The organism is Clostridium sp. AM33-3, assembly GCF_003480315.1.
Classification (GTDB): Bacteria; Bacillota; Clostridia; order Lachnospirales; family Lachnospiraceae; genus Brotaphodocola.
Window position 1 is genome coordinate 1 of record NZ_QUIV01000008.1, and the last position, 18,488, is coordinate 18,488.

Consider the following 18,488-nt stretch of genomic DNA (forward strand, 5'->3'; position numbering starts at 1 on the left):
GTGAAAATGAGTATCTATGAATATGACGAAGAAAAAAACTACAAAATGCTTCAGGAGCAGTACTGGAATATGGGGCACGAGCGTGGCAAAAGCGAAGGAAAGACCAAGGCTTTTATTCAATTGATTCTTGCAAAAATGCAAAAAAATTACACACCGGAACAGATCGCGGATATTCTGGAAATGGATCCAAATTTCGTAAAAGCAATCTGTCAGATCGCAGTTCCGATGTCACCAAACTATGACCTGGATAAAATTTATGAAACATATCACGCAATAAAATAGGCATATTGCAATTATAAGACGGAACTAATAAAGGTCCGGAAGTGAATGAGACCGCTTTCCTTTATTTTCACATATCGTTGTTTGCTTGCTCTCACAACACGCGTTCGCCTGCATCGGACTACATCCGCTGCATTCGTACACGTGTGTTCAAGATGCAAACACCTGATATGCTGAAAATCCCGGAAAGCGGTCTCATTCACTTCCTGCTGTATTGGCTCCGCTACAAAAAATAGTAGTTACAGCCTATATTAACTCTGCCATAAAAAGAAAACGTAGCTCGAACGCTACGATTAGATAAAAGCAGGATTTACAGGCTTTCGTCAGCAACGTTCTTGCTGCGTTTATTATTGTAGAATAGCCAGTAAAACAGAAGTTCCGGGGCTGTCATGCAGAACAAGCAGACACATTGGAATTTTCTTCGTGCGCGAGCATAGCGTCAACCCGGAGACCCTTGTCTGAGTGCGCAAAGCGCACGAGTTTGGGTCGCAGGGTTGACAATAGGCGGCGGAGCGCACGAAGTAAAAAATTCCACTCAGTGTCTGCGGTCCTGTATGACTGCCCCGGAACTTCGGACCTTATTTGGTTTTATGAAGCAAATTTTTAATCCAGGTCGTCTTCTCCTACGATCTCGTCAAACTCCTGGTCGTCCAGAAGCTCATCGAATGCGTCTGCAACTACCTCGTACTCGTCATCGTCCTCAATGTTGTCCAGGCTCGGATTGCCGTCTGCGTCTTCCTCGTAGCGATATAAGTATACCTCGCCCTCGTCTGCCTCTGCACCCTCGGTCGGGAGCAGTGCGATATAGTCACGGTCGCCTGCCTCAAAGATGGTGAGCACAACGCACTCTACCTCGCTGCCGTCATCTAAGGTCAGGGTAACAGTCATCTCCTCCTGCTCTAAATCCATCTCTTCGTTCTGGTTCTTTGCCATAAAAATGTACCTCACTTTTAAAATTGGTTTTCAATGGTTTCGTCTGGTAAACATATTACCTCTCCACTTTATCAGATAGCTGACGCAAAAGCAATAACTAAAATTCGATTCCCCTGCGGGCCGGAATTCCTTTCTCATAGGGGTGCCTGCGCATATGGATTTCAGATACATAGTCTGCCAGTTCCAGAAATGTCTCTGACGGATTCCGCCCGGTCAGCACAACCTCCAGCTTTTCAGGCCTGTTCTTCAGAAATTCCACAACCGACGTTTCCCGCACCATACCGTAATTGCAGGAGGCCAGAATCTCATCCAGGATCAGCAGGTCATACTGTCCCTGCACAGCTTCTTTTGCCGCAGCCTCAAACCGGCTCTGATAATAGAGGGCGGCTTCCTGCTTCTGTTCTTCGGTCATGCGAAACACGAAGCCGAAGGTACGGTCACAGGGGGTTACGGTAATGCCGGGAATGCTTCGGAGCACTTCCACTTCCCCGGAGTTTTCGGTCTTCAGAAAACGTATCACCAGGACTTTCATGCCACAGCCTGCTGCACGGACCGCCATTCCCACGGCTGCGGAGGTTTTTCCCTTGCCGTCACCGCAATAAATGTGAAGCAGACCCTGTCTGTTTTTCTCCATCACCGCACCGCCTTTCTGTTATAGCTTCCCGCAGCTCCATTCTGCTGCGGCCCAGGCCTGAACTCCCCGGGCGGTGCGCCATCGGGATACAGGTATTCATCAATGAATCTTGACCTCTCCTGGGGCTTTCCGTACCGTTCCTTCGTGTAATAGACATGGAGACGGTCTTTGGCCCGGGTCATGGCCACATAAAACATGCGGCGTTCCTCCTCTAAGTCTGCCACCAGCACGGCCTTATGATGGGGCGTTACCCGCTCATTGGCGTCCATGATGTAGACCACCGGAAACTCCAGGCCCTTGGAGCTGTGCATCGTCATGAGTGCCACACAGTTCAAATCCCGTTCGCCCAGGTTCTGGGCCTGCTGCTTTAGCTGCTCGCCGTACTCCTCCATGTGGAGAAGCCAGGCCTCCATAGTCTTATAGCCGGATGCGCTCTCCTGGATCTGGTCTGCCAGTTCAAACAGCTCTTCCGGCTTCATGCGCCGGTATTCCGCATAATCTGTCAGATATTCATCATAGCCGATGGCCTTGCGGATATAATTCACTGCCGCCACCGGCGCCAACTTCTTTAAGATTTTCAGATCATACTCCAGATCCTCGATCCGCTCCACCATCCAGTCCTTCGCCCTGTACCAGGATTTCACACTGTCCCAGGAAATGACGGCTCCGTCCAGCGCTTCCCGGCTGATGTAACGCTTCGGCCGGTTGATGATGCGCAGGGCATCGGCCCGCTTTGCCTGGTGCTGTTCCGCCAGCGGATCTGCCGCCATGCGGATGTAGGTCAGAAGATCCTGGGTGATCCAGTGCTCGTAAATGTTTGGCAGGGCATCCCGCATCTGAAACGGAATGTTGTATTCCATCAGCCGCTCCATGAGAAGCCGCGGTTCCAGATTGGTGCGGTAGAGCACCGCAATATCCGAATATGGATATCCCATCTGTACATAATCCTGGATTTCCTTCACGATCTTGCGGGTCTCCGCCTGGGCATCGGCAAAGCCAGCGGTAACCACCGGCTTTCCCGCACCTCTCGCAGCCCGGATTTCCTTGTCAAACCTGGTCTTGTTATGCCGGATCAGTTTTCCGGCGTCATCCACAATGTTTGAAGTAGAGCGATAGTTTATCCCCAGAAGTGTCCTCCTGGCCTGGGGATAATCCTTCTCAAAGCCCAGCATGATCTCCGGCTTTGCGCCCCGGAACCGGTAGATGGACTGGTCATCATCGCCCACAATAAACAGATTATTCCCGGGCGCTGCCAACATCCGGACTATCTCATATTGTACCCGGTTGATGTCCTGAAATTCATCGATCAGAATATACCGGTACTTGTTCTGCCACGCCGCCAGAATGTCCTTTCGCTGGGTAAACAGCTCATAGCAGAGTACCAGCATATCGTCAAAATCCAGAAGCCCTTTGTCCATCATGGCCTTCTCATAGCCCTGGTACAGCTTCTTAAACAGCTCCTCCGAACAGTTTTTGGAATAATAGTAGTCCAGATTCATCATCTCGCCCTTTACCAGGCTGATCTCGGTGAGGATCTGGGACGTAAATTCTGCCTCGTCCTCCACATCCATCCGGAGTTTATCCACCAGTTCCCGGATGATCCGGGTGCGCTGCTCTTCCCGGGCAATGTTAGATGCGTCATAGCGGTAGGCACGCTTTAAAATAGAAAAAAATACCGCGTGAAACGTACCAAAGCTGACGGGGAGCCTGCGCCCCTCCATCAGCTTTTCAAATCGCTGCCTCATTTCCTGCGCAGCGGCTTTTGTAAATGTAATCACCAGGATGCTGCCCGGCTCCACTCCGCACTGCTCCACCAGATACTTCACCCTGTGGGTAATAACGGTCGTTTTGCCTGATCCCGGTCCTGCCAGCACCATCATCGGGCCTTCCCGATGATGGATTGCCTGCAGCTGTGCCTCATGAAACGCCATGTATGCGGTTCCTTTCTTATGCGTTCACTGCTCCGAGCAGCTCAATACCCTTGCGGATACGCGCCAGAGACTCATCCTTTCCAAGTACTTCCATGATCTCGGTCGCGCCGGCCGGAGTCATCTGCTTTCCGGATACTGCGGTACGGATCGGCCACATTACAAAACCGGTCTTGTAACCTTTCTCAGATACATAAGCAGATAACGCAGCGTAAAGAGCGTCGTTGGTGAAGTCCTCCTGGGCTTCGAGGATCGGCAGCACATCTTTTAATACCTCAAGGGAATTCTCGGAATTGGTCTTCATCTTCTTATGGGTGTACATTGCCACATCATATTCCGGCAGCTCCTGGAAGAAATCTACCTGTGCAGCAATGTCCGGGAAGATCTCGATACGGGTCTTGACCATGCCTGCGATCTTCTTCAGATCCAGTTCTTTGGTGATGGCAGCCTTTAAGTACGGCTCTGCCAGCTCATAGAAGCGGTCTGCATCCATAGCTTTTAAGTACTCGCCGTTCATCCATTTTAACTTGGTGATATCGAATACAGCCGGAGACTTGCTGATATTATGGTAGTCAAATGCCTTTACCAGCTCCTCTAAAGAGAAAATCTCCTGGTTATCGGTCGGGGACCAGCCCAGCAGTGCCACATAGTTGACAACTGCCTCGGATACAAAGCCCTGGTCGATCAGATCCTCGAAGGAGGAATGTCCGCTTCTCTTGGAGAGCTTCTTGTGGAACTCATCGGTAATCAGCGGGCAGTGTACATAAACCGGGATTTCCCAGCCGAAGGCATCGTACAGACGGTTATACTTCGGAGAGGAAGACAGATACTCGTTTCCGCGCACGACATGAGTAATACCCATTAAATGGTCATCCACTACGTTTGCAAAGTTGTAGGTCGGGTAGCCGTCGGACTTGATCAGAACCATATCATCCAGCTCAGAGTTGTCTACGGTGATGTCTCCGTAAATCTCATCATGGAAGGTAGTAGTTCCCTCAGTCGGGTTATTCTGACGGATGACATACGGCATGCCTGCTGCCAGGTTTGCCTCTACCTCTTCCTTGCTTAAATGGAGGCAGTGCTTGTCATAGGTCATGATTTCTTCTCCGTTGACGGTCTTCTTTAAGGAGTTTAAACGCTCCTGGGTACAGAAGCAGTAATAGGCCTCACCTTTTTCTACCAGCTTCTTTGCGTATTCCAGGTAAATGCCGGCTTTCTGGCGTTCACTCTGTACATACGGGCCGCAGCCTCCGTCCTTGTCCGGGCCTTCATCGTGAACGAGTCCGGTCTCCTCCAGGGTACGGTAGATAATCTCGGTAGCGCCCTCTACATAGCGTTCCTGGTCGGTATCCTCAATACGCAGAAGGAAATCGCCGCCCTCATGCTTCGCGATGAGGTATGCGTACAGCGCGGTTCTTAAGTTACCTACATGCATACGGCCGGTCGGGCTCGGTGCATATCTTGTTCTGATCTTTGTCATGATAGAAGCTCCTTTGTTGATATATGAATTTTTTGATTAACCAATTTTGTAACTGCCGTCACCCTTTCCGGCAAAGCTTCCGGAGAAGAGCACCTTTGCGGCCTCAATAAGATATGCGGTGTCACGGCTTCCTGCTGTCTCATAGCTGGAATGCATGGCCAGCTGCGGCAGGCCGATATCTACCGTGTTCAGCGCTACCTGGGTACCGGAAATATTTCCCAGGGTGGAGCCGCCCAGAATGTCAGAGCGGTTTAAAAATACCTGGTACGGAACCTCTGCCTTCTCGCAGATGGTCTTGAATACCGCTGCGGATACGGCATCGGTGCAGTACTTCTGGTTTGCGCTGTACTTAATGACAATGCCCTGGTTTAAATACGGGCGGCTAGTCGGGTCAGCCTTGTCCGGCTGGTTCGGATGGATGGCATGGGCATTGTCTGCGGATACCATGAAGCTGGATGCCAGCGCGGTCAGATATTCCTCCTCCATGCGTCCCATACCGGTATTGATGCGGTGCAGGACATCCTTTAAGAAGGTGGATTCTGCGCCCTGCTTGGTTCCGCTGCCAACTTCCTCGTTATCGTATACACAGTGAACAGCTACGCTGTCCTTCGGCTCTGCTGCTAAAAATCCCTTCAGGGAAGAGAATGCGCACTGCAGATCGTCTAAGTGCGGGCTTGCCAGAAACTCACCATCCGCGCCCAGCAGGGTACCTCTCATGCGGTTATATAAGAATAAGTCGGTATCCAGAATATCCTCAGCCTTCACACCGGCCTCTTTTGCGATCAGCTCGGTAAAGCAGCCCTTCACCTGCTTTTCTGCTGCCTCACAGAACAGCGGGAGCATATCCTTCTGCGGGTTGAACGCATATCCATCGTTCACCTGACGGTTCATGTGGATAGCCAGATTCGGGATGATCATGAGATCACGGTCTGCATTTACCAGCCTGGTGGCGATGCCGTCAGCGGTGCGCACGATCACACGGCCTGCTACGGAAAGCGGACGGTCCAGCCAGGTGGAGCAGATCATGCCGCCGTATTTCTCCACATTCAGCTTTACATACTGGTTCTCCACCTCGATCTCTGCATTGGCTTTGATCTTGAAGACCGGAGAATCACTGTGGCTTGCCATGATCTGAAAACCGGTAAAATCTTTTTTCGGAATGAAAAACGCGATCAGGGCAGAATCATTTCTGGTGACATAGTAGCCGCGGCCGGCCTCCAGCTTCCATTTCTCCCCCTCATACAGGCGGGTGCAGCCGGCCTCCTTTAGCATCTCGCACATATTCGCGGTTGCGTGGAACGCACTCGGGCTGTGATCCAGAAACGCAAGCAGCTCTCTGTTGGTCTCGTCAAAGTTTAAATTTGCCTTGCTCATGATAATACCTTCTCTAAATCCTTTCTTAAGTTCTCTACGCTTCCATCCGCGAAGCAGTGACCGTCCATGCCGCAGGCTCTCGCCCCTTCAATATTCATCGGCAGGTCATCAATAAAGTAGCACTCCTCCGGCTTTAATCCAAACCGTCTGAAGAAATGCTCATACATCTCCTTCTGCGGCTTTATGCATTTCACTTCCGCAGAAAAGAGCAGTCCGTCAAAGCATTCCACTGCTGGAATGACTGCCTTATAACAGGATGGAAGGCGGATAGATGCGTTGGAACAGACATAAAGGCCATAGCCCTTTGCCTTTAATTCCCGCACCAGCGCTTCCATCTCTTCATTTTTCCACATGCAGTATTTGTCCCAGTTGTCAAAGCACTGCTTTGCTGCCTCATGAAGACGCTCCGGCAACCGGGCGCACATTTTTCTGAAGCCCTCTTCTTCGGAAATCACGCCCATATCTAACAGGACCCACTCCGGCGAATCAAACACCGCCGCACAGACGGCCTTCTGGTCAGCCTCATTGTCTATAAAATGACGGCAGGCCCGCATAGACTCATAATAAATAAGGACCTTCCCCATATCAAACACGATATTTTTGATCATTATCCCTCTCCTTTTATTTTCTGTCAGACTCCCCCGCTTTTTCTTTTCACCTTTTTGCTGTTTTTTCTGCAGCTGACACACTTCCTGCATCAGCGGTCTCCGGTCAGCAGCTTCCAAAGTCCCGGCATATACCGCCGCAGAGTTTTTTCCATCACTGTGCTGATCAGAAGAACCAGAAGCGGCATTACCAGAAACAGGCCAAACGGACCGTACCATTCCGGCACTGCGCCGCCCATCAGCATGGCCGCTCCCTTGTTGATCAGCCGTACAAGGGCAAAATGCACCGCATACAGGAAAAAGCTATGCTTCATAAAATCCTTTGCCTCCGGAAGAGACTTGCCCGGAAGCACCAGCCAGAATCCCGTCACCGCACATAACCGGCAAAGGACAAAGGATGGAACACAGGCCCGCCAGAGCCCGATATAATAAATCGCCGCTGCTGCCAGGAGACTGAAAAGCCCGGCTGCAAGACGTTTTCCATTTCCCGCGCCCTCCACCGTATCCCGGCAGTAAAGCGCAAGCATGGCTCCGCTTCCATAATAGATCATCGCATCCGGATTCACCGGAAAGCCATCTGGCTTTACCTGCACAAGGATCCAGAAAAACAGCAGAAGCAAAAGGCCGCTCCACACCCGCTTTAACAGCGGATAAAGCACCGGGGCCAGCAGCACAAGCCACAGAAGCTGGTATAAATACCAGAATACATTGTTATAGGTGTGGGCCACCACGGCATCCACCACAGCCGTAAGCGAAAATTCCACAACACCCTTTCCTACCACATCCCCCACCGCAGGAATACGGCTGGCAATGACATAGCTGAGGTAATACAGAAAATTCCACACGATATAGGGGACCAGCAGACTCTTAATACGTCGCTGCCATTTTCCTCTCAGTTTTCCCCAGTCAAAATCCCGGTAAAACCGGTAACCGGAGATCATGAAAAAGCCCGGCACCGCAATCTGCCCGAGCCAGTCTCCGATCCGGTGTTCCAGCACATAGACCATACCGGTGGCTGCCTGATATCCCAGAAACAGCTCCGCGTTGTAGGAATGAACCCAGATCACCAGCAGACTGAGTGCAAAAGAGAACCATGTGACTTTGTTGCGAAATTCTAACTCGGTCATATGATTCCCCCTCGTCTGTCACACATTTTATCAGTCTGCAGTCCGAAAACCGGACACCAGATTCATCCGCCTGTTACAATACATCGGAAAAATGCGGGCGCAGCCGCTTAAACACCCGAAGTCCCAGAAGTCCGATCACCAGAGTCACCACCCAGAAGTAGATGCCAAGCTTTGGCCGCTCCCAGAACCAGTTTCCGGTCAGCATGCTGTCCCGGTAACCTGCCACCACATAGTAGAACGGATTCAGTTTCAGGATTGTCACAAACCATGGTGCCTTGTCAGCAAACATGGTCTCCTGGTACATGATCGGAGTCAGCCACATGCCAAACTGCAGGCAGATGCTAACGATCTGCGCCATATCCTTAAAAAAGACATTGATGGCAGAGGTCAGATATCCAAAGGCCAGCGCCAGCATGGCAGCCGCAAAGCTGTAATACAGGATCTGGATCCAGGTTGCCATGGGAAAACGTCCGTAGCACAAAAACACGGCCAGCATGATCCCGGCGAAAAACGCATGCACCAGCATGCAGGAGATCAGCTTGATGATGGGCAGGATCTCTACCTGGAATACAACCTTCTTGACCAGATAACTGTACTCTTGCAGACATCCGGTCACACAGTTTAATGCCTCACTGTAGAAAAACCACGGTACAATGCCCGGGATCAGCCACAACACGTAAGGGACACCCGGAACCGGCGGCACACTCTTAAATCCCACCTGGAAGATGAAGAAATAAATCAGTACCGTAACGATAGGCTGGACCAGCATCCAGACCATGCCGAAATAGGAGCCCACGAAGCGTTTTCGAAAATCTGCCTTTGCCAGATCCCAGATGAGTTTTCGTTTCCTGACGATTTCTTTCATCAGAGAAATTACATAATTCATACGTTAATTTTCCTCATTAAATTTGAAGGTGTCCTTCAGACCACTCCACTTTTTGTCTTTCTCGGAGATGATCAGCTCTACGCCTTCCTCAAACGGCCAGTCAATGCCGATCTCCGGATCATTATAAGCCAGGCCGCCCTCATCGCCCGGATGATAGAAATCGGTACACTTATAGGCAAACTCAGCCTCATCAGACAGGACCAGAAAGCCATGGGCGAAGCCTTCCGGAATATAGAACTGTTTCTTATTCTCTGCAGTCAGCTCTACGCCGAACCATTTGCCGTAGGTTTTGGAGTCTGCGCGCAGGTCTACTGCCACATCAAATACCGCACCGCGGATGGCACGCACCAGCTTGCCCTGCGGATACTGCTTCTGGAAATGCAGGCCGCGCAGTACGCCCTTTACAGACATGGACTGGTTGTCCTGTACAAATACCATGTTCAGGCCAGCCTCTTTGAAATCATTCTGGTTGTAAGTCTCTACAAAGTAACCGCGCTCATCCTTGAATACGGTTGGCTCGATCACATAAAGTCCCTCTATGTCGCAGGATGTCACTTTGATCTTTCCCATTGTTTTCTTCCTCACTTTTCCTTCATATAAAATTTAAAGCCGGATGCACACGATGCTGAACAGGCGCACCAGGGCGTAACCGTTCAGACAGCACATCAGATACAATATACTACGGTTTTTATCCTTTGTCAAAACCACTGTCTGATTTTTCAGCGCCAATAAAAGCACTGGCAGAAATGGCAGGAAATACCGCCCCTGAACACCCAGGATCACCCGGGAGCTGACCGGTGTCCAGGCAATCAGCATAGACAGCATGGTAAGACCAGCGCAGGCCGCACATAAAAATCCGGTCCAGACTCTGTGACGCCCGCTCATGCGAAGCTGCTCTCCCGGGATTTTTAAAGCCAGGCCGGTCAGACACAGGGTAAACGTCCAGACCGCCAGGTACGGCACATCCAGCACCTGATCCAGATTGCCAAGCCAGCCTCCGATCATGGTGATATGCATGTCCTTGGCATTCCAGAGCAGTGTCTGGTAAAACATCCGCACCAGCAGCACAGGATCATGGATGAGAAGGCTCATGCTAAAGCCTGTCTCCCCGGCCCAGGCCACGTAGCTGTCAGCCTCCGTAGCGGCTGCGTAGGTGGCAATCACCTGGCTGTTTACCAGATACATGGCCATGCCCCAGGCTATTCCCACTGCAAAGGCACTGATAAACCAGTTTCGCACCTTGCCGAATTTCTGCATAGGGATCAAAAGGCACAGGCCCAGCATCGGTGCGTAGACCATCTTGCAGGGGCCGGCCACAGCAGCCAGGACTGCTAACAGCACAATATCCCACGCCCGGACCTGTGCTCTTTCATAGGCCAGATCCAGACAGACTGCCGTCAGCAAAAACATGCAGGACAGGATCATCACATCGTAAGAAAAGGATGCCGCCAGATGCAGGCTCATGGGAAGCACGGCTACACCGAAAAGCACTTCCTTTCCGAAAGGGATCCGCTTCATGGACCAATACAGCATGGCCACAAAGAAGAGCAGGTTGCAGAATCGTCCGAAATAAAGCAGGCTGACGGTGTTCAGGCCCAGAAGTCTTGCCAGGCTGATGCCGATGGCCTGAGGCACATAGGCAAGAGGCGTGGTGGTAACCGGCGGGTAGGTGGAGCTGACATAGGATCCCAGCGCCTCAATCTCTGCGGTGCGCTCCGGAGCGTACTGCCCGTTCAGGCCCAGGCTGTGAAGCAGCTCGTAGGTGGACTCCTCCAGCGTTTCGCCCAGCTTCGCTGCCTGTTCCCGGCTCTCAGCCGTCACCTGCAGATTGCCGTCCTCATCCGGCTCATACACAAAATCCCCGTTCAGGTCTTCTATCCAGGCATCCTGCGCCCGCAAGAGCACCCGGCCATACCGGTCCCGCTGGGGCTGCCCGGTCATCTGTGAAGAAAGCCGGTAAGCGCTGACATAGTGGCTGATCTCATCCGGCGCCGTAAGCGGCGGCAGAACAAAGAGATAAAGGATGCCAAGACCGCCCGTCATAAGCACTGCCAGCTTCGGCAGAGAGCAGGGGACAGCCTTTTCAAGCAGGAAATAGCCGCAGACCGTGGTCAGTACCAGAACCAGCACGATCAGCAGCAGATACCGCCCCATCTGCCAGGAGGCACCGGTCTCATGGATCCCGGCGCGCACATCCAGGCTGTGCCAGGCCGCAGCAGCCGCCAGGCACATGATCCCGGCAATCAGGCTAGTGCTTCTCTTCTTCATATTTTTTCTCCTCAAGCGCCATGGCCTGTACCAGTTCCTTGATCTTGCTTTCCAGCTGGGAGATATGGATGCTCATAAAGAACACCTTTAAAATCAGCACAAAGATCGCAAACAAAAATAAAAAGTTGGTTGTTGCGTAGATTCCCAGAAGACTGGCGCAGGCATCGGCCACCTTCGGAAATACGCTGTATACCACCAGCACCAGGGCCAGCACGATCCAGAAGATCGCGCTCTCGATCTGCATCCGGGACTGGCGTATCTTGCGCATGATCATGGCAAAGGTGCCAAGGGACACCAGGATCAGCGCAATTCGCAGGGTTATGGTCATCATGATTTTCTTCTCCATTTCTTTTCCCAGTAAAGCGGACTCATGCTGCACCAGAGGATCATCTTCCTGGGAAGCTTCTCATACTGTTTTCCCAGCTTATAGCCGAGATATTTGCAGCCGCTGCTGACCACAAGCTCCGGGATCAGAAAGCCCCGGAAATGCGCCAGCAGATATTTTGCCGTCTGCTTCACCAGGCGGATGCCCTCGCCCTCAGATTTCAGCTCCGCAAAAATCTCCGGGTGCTCTGCCTGGGATACTGCCAGATCAAAGTTCCTGTGAAACTGCTGCATGGGTGTCAGGTTATGGGAATGGACCACCTTTGCCTCCGGCACATAGGCCACCGCGTAACCTGCATCCATGGCCGTTGCCGCGTAGATCATGTCTTCATTAAAAAGTGTGCTGTTCACAAAGCCCTCCAGCTTCCGGAAAATGTCCTTGCGGTACGCACAGCAGACATTGGAAGCAAAGTACGTCTTGATCCCCATGGTTTCCAGATTCTTTTTCGTCTTGACCATGGGCTTATCCGGGTAGTTAAAGGCGCGGGTATAACGCTCGATCGTGCGGCAGTCCTTTGCGGGAAGCTGCTTTGCATAAGCTACCGCCACGGTCTCACCCTCCGGTCCCTTCTGTTCCAGCCCCCTCAGCAGGTTCTCGATCAGATGCTCATCCTGTGGGACTGCATCATCCGTCATGAATATCATGATATCCGATTCGGAATACCACGCCGCCAGATTACGTGTACCGCCATGATCAAACTCTTCCTTCGTCAGATGATGGACCTCCATACCGGGGATATTCCGGTATCCGTCCGCGTTCCAATAAGATTTTTCTGTATTCATAATGATGATCCGGTTCGGTACCACAGTCTGCTTCCTGAGCATCTGAAGCAGTCTCGCAAACCGCCGGTCCGGCTTATACACCGGAATCAAAACATCAACTGTCATGACGCACCTCCCGTATTTCTTTTTGTATCTCAAACCAGGCACCGCCCACAAAGCCTGCTGCCATCACGATCATCAAAATGAGATAGGCAAACGCTGCGCCGAAGATTCCAAGCGCCACCGTAAGCCTCGGTGCCAGAATGGCCGCAAGCACAGTCAGCACTGCGTAAATGCCAAAAATCAGCTTCTGCCTGCGCAGGATCACCAATACATAATAATATAAATTCAGCACTGCATAAAAGCCGCCGCCCAGCACGATCATAATAAATGCCGGCCACAGCGCCGTCAGCGTTCCGCTGTAGGATTTGCCAAGCAGCCACTCTAAAAGTGCCAGGACCGGTCTGCCAAACACCACGGTCCCTCCCACCGCCAGCACCGTCAGGCCTCCGATCACCGCCATGATGGTAAGAAGCTTCTTTTTAAAATCAGAAAACCGGTGTTCATTCCAGCAGTCCGTCAGATACGTCAGAAACGGGCGGATAACAAAGCCCGCCGCCAGATTTATGACGGAGGTCGGCATGAAGATCACATTGAAATAGCCGCTGGCCGCATCGCCCAGATGGGCATCTATGGCATATTTTGCAGCGGAAAAAATATAAAAATCCAAAAACACCGATACAAACAAAAGAATAGACGATGCCGTTAAGGAAACGCCCTGCTTTGCGCTCCATCCGTAATCCACCCGCTTCAGTTCTCTTAAAACCACAATGTCAAACAGTACTACACCGGCAATCTGTCCTAGAACCGCTGCCGCGCAGGCGGCAAACAGTCCTGCCCCCGAAACCAGCGTGGCCAGAAATACCCCCACCGACAAAATCGTACGGAATGTATTGGAGCGTCCGGTCAGGTACAGGCAACCCTGACGCTGAAATTCCGACTCATACACATCAGCAAAACCGTCGATCACCTTGTAGACGATCAGCAGGAAAATGATCTGCGCCTTCTGCCAGGAATAACCGATACACGCCAGATATCCGACTCCGAGAAGCAGTGCCAGGGTGCAGGTCACATACCGGTGATGCAGGTAATCCCCGAACCGGTACTGGTTTGTCCCATCCGTGATGTGGAACGGACGGATTCCAAAGTAGGCCAGAAGAAACATCTGCTGCCCTACGGTACTGAACCCGAAGGAAAAGATTCCTCCCTGCTCCTCCCCCGCAATGCGCAATACCAGAAAGGAAAGCACCATGCTGGCAAAGGCATAGAAGAAGCTTCCTGTCATATTCCAGATCATATTCTCTTTTTCCAGGCTCATCCCTGTCTTCATAAGAAGGTGCGTCCAGTGTTTCATAGTGATTGTACTCCGTTACGTTTATATTCTCTGGCTGCTTCTGTCACGGCGCATGGCTGAACTGTTCCGGAAATTCTGGATCAGCAAAATCGACAGAAGCATCCGAGCCATATACCGCACAGCCACCATCGGCTTTAAATAGCTCTCGCCACCAGCCCGCTCCGCGATGTGCACCGGAATCTCGGCCACCCTTGCTCCCTGCTTTAACAGGTAAGACACGGTATCCGGCTCCGGTCCGTAGTTTAAGTTCAGGGCAAATTCTTTGATCATCTCCCGATCGAACATCCGCATGCCGGAGGTCGGATCGTTGACTGTCACGCCCGTTGTCAGGCGGATGGCCATTTCAATCAGACGGCTTCCCAGCATACGCATGGACCAGTCCTTCTTCGCATTCACAAACCGGCTTCCGATGACAATTTCATAGCCCTCTTTCATCTTTTCCATCATAGGCTCAATGAACTCCGGCCGGTGCTGCCCGTCACCATCAAACTGGATGGCATATTCATATCCTTTATGGTAAGCGTATTTCATTCCTGCCTGAAAGCAGCCTGCAAGGCCCAGATTCACCGGAAGATCCAGCAGGTTGAAACCGTTTTCCCGGCAAATGGCTGCTGTCCGGTCTCTGGAGCCGTCATTGACCACAATATAATCAAACTGCGGATACTTATCCTCCAGCTCCCGTACCACATTCTCGATATTCGCTTCCTCATTATAGGCGGGAATCACGATCAGCACCTTGTTCATTTCGACTTTTCTCCACATTTCAGTATGATATCGCAGATCTCGTCCACTGTTTCCAGGGAAAGATCCGGGTATAACGGCAGTGTCAGCACCTCAGAGGCGATCCGCTTTGCCACCGGTGTGTCATCCGAAGAGAACTGTTCCCGGTAACATGCGTAATCGTTGATGCACGGATAGAAATACTTGCGAGCAAAGATGTTGTACTCCTTCAGCGCCGCAAAGATCTCGTCCCGGTCTGCGCCGTAGCCCTCAAACACCACCGGCATGTAAGCATAATTGTAACGCACGCCAGCCTTTTCTTTGCAGAGACGGATGCCTTCCACGCCGCCCAGGCGCTCCCGGTAACGCTCTGTCAGAACTTTTCTCTTAGCAATGTCCGCGTCCACATGGCGCAGGTTGCAGAGGCCCATGGCCGCCTGGAACTCATTCATCTTTCCGTTGGCACCCACATACTCCACCTGCTCATAACCGGTAATGCCGAAGTTTTTGAGCTGATACAGCAGATCCTTTAATTCCGGGTCATGAAATGCCACCGCGCCGCCCTCGATGCTGTGAAATACCTTGGTGGCATGGAAGCTGAACATGGAGGCATCGCCAAACTCACCGATACCAACGCCATCAAGCTCCTCACCAAAGGTGTGGGCTGCGTCATAAATGACCTTTAAGCCATGACGGTCCGCAATCTCCTGAATGCGCTTTACATCGCAGGGATTTCCATATACATGGACTGGAACAATTGCGGAGGTCTTCTCCGTGATGAGGCTTTCCAGTTTGTCCACGTCGATGGTATAGTCTTCCTCATTGATATCACAGAATACCGGAGTCAGGCCGTTTCGCACGATAGCGTGGGTGGTGGAGGCAAAGCTGAAGGGAGTCGTGATAACCTCACCGGTCAGCTTCATGGCCTGCAGCGTCAGCTCCAGCGCCATATGGCCGTTGACAAACAGCTCCAGATTCGGCGTTTTTAAGTATGCTTTCAGTTTTTCCTTTAAGGTTTCATGGTATTCGCCCATGTTGGTCAGCCAGGCGCTGTCCCAGATGGGCTTTAACATTTCCACATATTCTTCCAGAGGCGGCAGTGATGAACGGGTCACCATAACCGGCTCTTCATGTCGTTTTATCATCTGTCATTCTCTCCCTTCGCCTGACTTGTGGCATTGCACGGGCTGTCCGTCTGCCCTGCGCCAGCTGCTTTATCCTGGCTGTTCATGGAATACTCCGCGTACCGTCTTGCAATGTACTGCTCGCCGGTCACGGACAGCTCATCCAGTTTTTCTCCGGTAAAGCAGCGTATATGGGCATCTGCCATATCGTAGCCTGCAGCGCCGGAAAATGCCACACCGCCCGCAAACCGCGGATTGCATTCCAGGAAATAATACTCGTTCTTTTCCTGATCTGCCTCGATAAATTCCATATTTACACAGCCCCGGATACCCACCGCTTCCGCAATATCCCGGCATTGCTGCTCCAGCAGTCCGTTTCGGAATACGCAGACTGAGGTTCCCGCACCGTTTAAGGTGCGCAGAAGCTCCCGCCTCGGCAGGCAGGATATCTGTCCGGTTTCCGGATTTCTCACCACATCCACAGTGATAACATGTCCGTCGATCTTCGGCTGCACCAGATACTGCTGTTTCTGCTCCTCGCTACAGGTATGCAGCAGGAATTCCAGATCCTCTCTGGATTCCAGGATCCGGAGGCCCTGGCTGCTCCGCCCGTCAAAGGGCTTGGCCACCAGCGGATAGGAACACAACATGGTTTCAAGCTCTGCCAGCCGCACACCCGGAATGGTCCGGCAGAGCTTCCGCTCCCGCAGGAACACTTCCATCTTCTCCTTATTCCGGCAAAGGCTGACAGCAGAAGCATCGGAAAGCCAGACCTCTGCGTCCAGCATTTTGAAATCCTCCGCCAGCTCTGTCCTCCACTGCTGGATCACGTCAATTTCCACATCAGTCAGCGGCATCAGCACGCTGGCCTGTTCTTTTTTACAAAGCTCTTTCAGAAAATTCCGATACTGTTCCCGGCCGGTGGCGTAGGGGGCCCTGTAAAATACATCCACATCCCGGGAGTTTACCACCCACTCAGCCGGGTATATATCGCAGCCCACAACCCGCATACCTGCCTTGTGGCAGGCAGAAATCACGTTCTGGGCAGAAAACGACCCGATAGCCGTAACGATCACTGTTTTTTTCATAACCTCATTCTCCATCATTTTTTCAGCCTCTCCTTTACCATGCCTGCCAGAAAGCAGAAGCTTTCCAGGCGGAAGGCTTCCGCCAGCACAATGTATACAAAGGCCCCACAAACGATCTGCAGTACCAGCTTCAGCCATACCGACATAGGCGGAAGCCACGTGCCAAAGACCATGACAGCTCCGCACATCACAACAGATAATGCAGCCGGAGGGGCCACATCCATCCACTGGTGGGCAATGTCATAGCCAAGCAGCTTTTTGTTCGGCGCCGCATTGACAAAGGTGCACACGAAATCCTGAAATGCCTTGATGCACACCATGATAAACACATTGAACTGCATGCCGATGACCAGGGCCAGAATACTCAAAGCCTTCTTCACCAGCTCCAGCTTTAAAAAGATATCGCTGCGTCCCACTGCGTTGATGGCCTGCAGATTCGTAATATGAATCGGCCAGAAGCAGTAGGAAACACACATGATCCGCAAAAATGGTACACAGATCAGCCATTTTTCTCCCAGAAGGGCAAGTACCAGCGTATCCGCCACCGCAAACAGTCCCATGAGCATCGGGATCACCGCAAAGGAACTTAAGCGGATGGCCCGGCGCACCATATCCCGCACCTTATCCCTGTCATCCTGACAGGCAGAAAAAGCCGGAAGCAGCACCGCCTGAATGGCCGCCCCCAGGTTGGTGGCGATCAGCTTTGGAAACTGTTCTCCGCGGTTGTAGCTGCCCAACAACTCTTCATTATATATCTTTCCGATCAAAAGTCCATACAGATTATTAAATACCGTATCTAACAAGGAAGCGCAGAGAAGCTTCCATCCAAAGGCAAACATGGTCCGGATCCGGTCAAAGCCGAAGCACAGGCCCGGCTTCCAGGAAACCGTAAGGAACAGCACGACCATCAGACTGATGTAGTAGCTAATCTGCTGCCATACCATAGCCCACACACCAAATCCCCGATATGCCATGAAAATACTGATGACGCCGGAAATGGCAGAAGCAGCCAGGGTGGAAAAAAAGAGTCCCCGAAACTCCATGTTCCGGGACACATAGGCCGTCTGCACTGAGATGACTGCCCCCGGAAACAGCACGATACCCAGTACCCGCACAATGGGCTTTAATACCGGGATTGCGTAAAACTCCGCGATAGCCGGCGCCGCCAGATACAGCAACGCATAAAATACAACCGATGCCGCAAGTTCAAAATAGCAGACCGATGAGAAATCCACCTCGTCAGCCTGCTTTTTCTGCACCAGAGCCGTGGAAAAACCGCTCTGGACAAATACATTTGCAATGGTGATAAAGATCATGATGATCCCCACCACACCGTACTCCGCCGGAGTTAACAGCCTGGCTAAAAGAATCGCGATCACAAACTGGATGCCCTGGGCTCCTCCGTTTTCGAGAAGCTTCCAGAACAGTCCGCTTGCCACTTTATTTTTCATTCCTGTTTCGTTACTCATAATGATCTCTTTC

18 protein-coding genes are annotated in these 18,488 nt (G+C 51.8%); 1 reads left to right on the plus strand and 17 read right to left on the minus strand.

The genetic code is table 11. The annotated features are described in order from the left end of the window. Positions 1-282 (plus strand): hypothetical protein (locus tag DW819_RS15630; RefSeq protein WP_347560176.1); only part of this gene is annotated, 282 nt, incomplete at its 5' end. A gap of 600 nt (positions 283-882) precedes the next feature. On the opposite strand, the gene DW819_RS06285 is transcribed toward DW819_RS15630, so the two are convergent. From DW819_RS06285 to DW819_RS06365, 17 genes are all read right to left on the minus strand, one after another. Then, positions 883-1,212, minus strand: a complete 330-nt coding sequence (locus DW819_RS06285; RefSeq protein WP_118732562.1) for a DUF1292 domain-containing protein — start codon at positions 1,210-1,212, stop codon at positions 883-885. Positions 1,213-1,309: 97 nt separating this feature from the next. Next, a complete protein-coding gene (locus DW819_RS06290; protein WP_118732563.1) occupies positions 1,310-1,846 on the minus strand; it encodes a cob(I)yrinic acid a,c-diamide adenosyltransferase in 537 nt (178 codons plus the stop codon). Beyond that, entirely contained in the window at positions 1,846-3,777 is a 1,932-nt protein-coding gene (locus DW819_RS06295) for an ATP-dependent helicase (RefSeq protein WP_118732564.1), read from the minus strand. The genes DW819_RS06290 and DW819_RS06295 overlap by 1 nt, the downstream gene beginning before the upstream one ends. A gap of 16 nt (positions 3,778-3,793) precedes the next feature. Continuing rightward, complete coding sequence (gltX, locus tag DW819_RS06300; RefSeq protein ID WP_118732565.1) at positions 3,794-5,254, minus strand: glutamate--tRNA ligase; 1,461 nt, start codon at positions 5,252-5,254, stop codon at positions 3,794-3,796. Between the two features lie 36 nt (positions 5,255-5,290). Continuing rightward, complete coding sequence (locus tag DW819_RS06305) at positions 5,291-6,628, minus strand: M18 family aminopeptidase (protein WP_118732566.1); 1,338 nt, start codon at positions 6,626-6,628, stop codon at positions 5,291-5,293. Next, complete coding sequence (locus DW819_RS06310; RefSeq protein WP_118732660.1) at positions 6,625-7,236, minus strand: HAD family phosphatase; 612 nt, start codon at positions 7,234-7,236, stop codon at positions 6,625-6,627. Before DW819_RS06310 ends, DW819_RS06305 begins: the two co-directional genes overlap by 4 nt. An 89-nt stretch (positions 7,237-7,325) precedes the next feature. Beyond that, a complete protein-coding gene (locus DW819_RS06315) occupies positions 7,326-8,360 on the minus strand; it encodes an acyltransferase (RefSeq protein ID WP_118732567.1) in 1,035 nt (344 codons plus the stop codon). 73 nt (positions 8,361-8,433) lie between these two features. Beyond that, the gene (locus DW819_RS06320; RefSeq protein ID WP_118732568.1) at positions 8,434-9,246 is read right to left on the minus strand and encodes an ABC transporter permease; all 813 of its coding nucleotides are present in this window, start codon (positions 9,244-9,246) and stop codon (positions 8,434-8,436) included. A 3-nt stretch (positions 9,247-9,249) separates the two neighbouring features. Next, entirely contained in the window at positions 9,250-9,816 is a 567-nt protein-coding gene (gene rfbC, locus DW819_RS06325) for a dTDP-4-dehydrorhamnose 3,5-epimerase (RefSeq protein ID WP_118732569.1), read from the minus strand. 33 nt (positions 9,817-9,849) lie between these two features. Beyond that, positions 9,850-11,514: a DUF2142 domain-containing protein gene (locus tag DW819_RS06330; protein ID WP_243025639.1), complete on the minus strand. Its 1,665-nt coding sequence runs from the start codon at positions 11,512-11,514 to the stop codon at positions 9,850-9,852. Continuing rightward, a complete protein-coding gene (locus DW819_RS06335) occupies positions 11,495-11,845 on the minus strand; it encodes a DUF2304 domain-containing protein (protein WP_118732570.1) in 351 nt (116 codons plus the stop codon). The genes DW819_RS06330 and DW819_RS06335 overlap by 20 nt, the downstream gene beginning before the upstream one ends. Then, the gene (locus tag DW819_RS06340; RefSeq protein ID WP_118732571.1) at positions 11,842-12,786 is read right to left on the minus strand and encodes a glycosyltransferase; all 945 of its coding nucleotides are present in this window, start codon (positions 12,784-12,786) and stop codon (positions 11,842-11,844) included. Before DW819_RS06340 ends, DW819_RS06335 begins: the two co-directional genes overlap by 4 nt. Then, positions 12,776-14,050, minus strand: coding sequence for a lipopolysaccharide biosynthesis protein (locus DW819_RS06345; RefSeq protein ID WP_243025641.1), 1,275 nt, complete (start codon positions 14,048-14,050; stop codon positions 12,776-12,778). Before DW819_RS06345 ends, DW819_RS06340 begins: the two co-directional genes overlap by 11 nt. A gap of 45 nt (positions 14,051-14,095) precedes the next feature. After that, positions 14,096-14,818 (minus strand): glycosyltransferase family 2 protein, encoded by a 723-nt coding sequence (locus DW819_RS06350; RefSeq protein ID WP_118732573.1) that lies wholly within the window; start codon positions 14,816-14,818, stop codon positions 14,096-14,098. Then, entirely contained in the window at positions 14,815-15,939 is a 1,125-nt protein-coding gene (locus DW819_RS06355) for a DegT/DnrJ/EryC1/StrS family aminotransferase (protein WP_118732574.1), read from the minus strand. The genes DW819_RS06350 and DW819_RS06355 overlap by 4 nt, the downstream gene beginning before the upstream one ends. After that, positions 15,936-17,024: an ATP-grasp domain-containing protein gene (locus DW819_RS06360; protein ID WP_243025643.1), complete on the minus strand. Its 1,089-nt coding sequence runs from the start codon at positions 17,022-17,024 to the stop codon at positions 15,936-15,938. The genes DW819_RS06355 and DW819_RS06360 overlap by 4 nt, the downstream gene beginning before the upstream one ends. Next, a complete protein-coding gene (locus DW819_RS06365) occupies positions 17,021-18,475 on the minus strand; it encodes a lipopolysaccharide biosynthesis protein (protein ID WP_118732575.1) in 1,455 nt (484 codons plus the stop codon). Before DW819_RS06365 ends, DW819_RS06360 begins: the two co-directional genes overlap by 4 nt. Between the last annotated feature and the right edge of the window lie 13 nt (positions 18,476-18,488).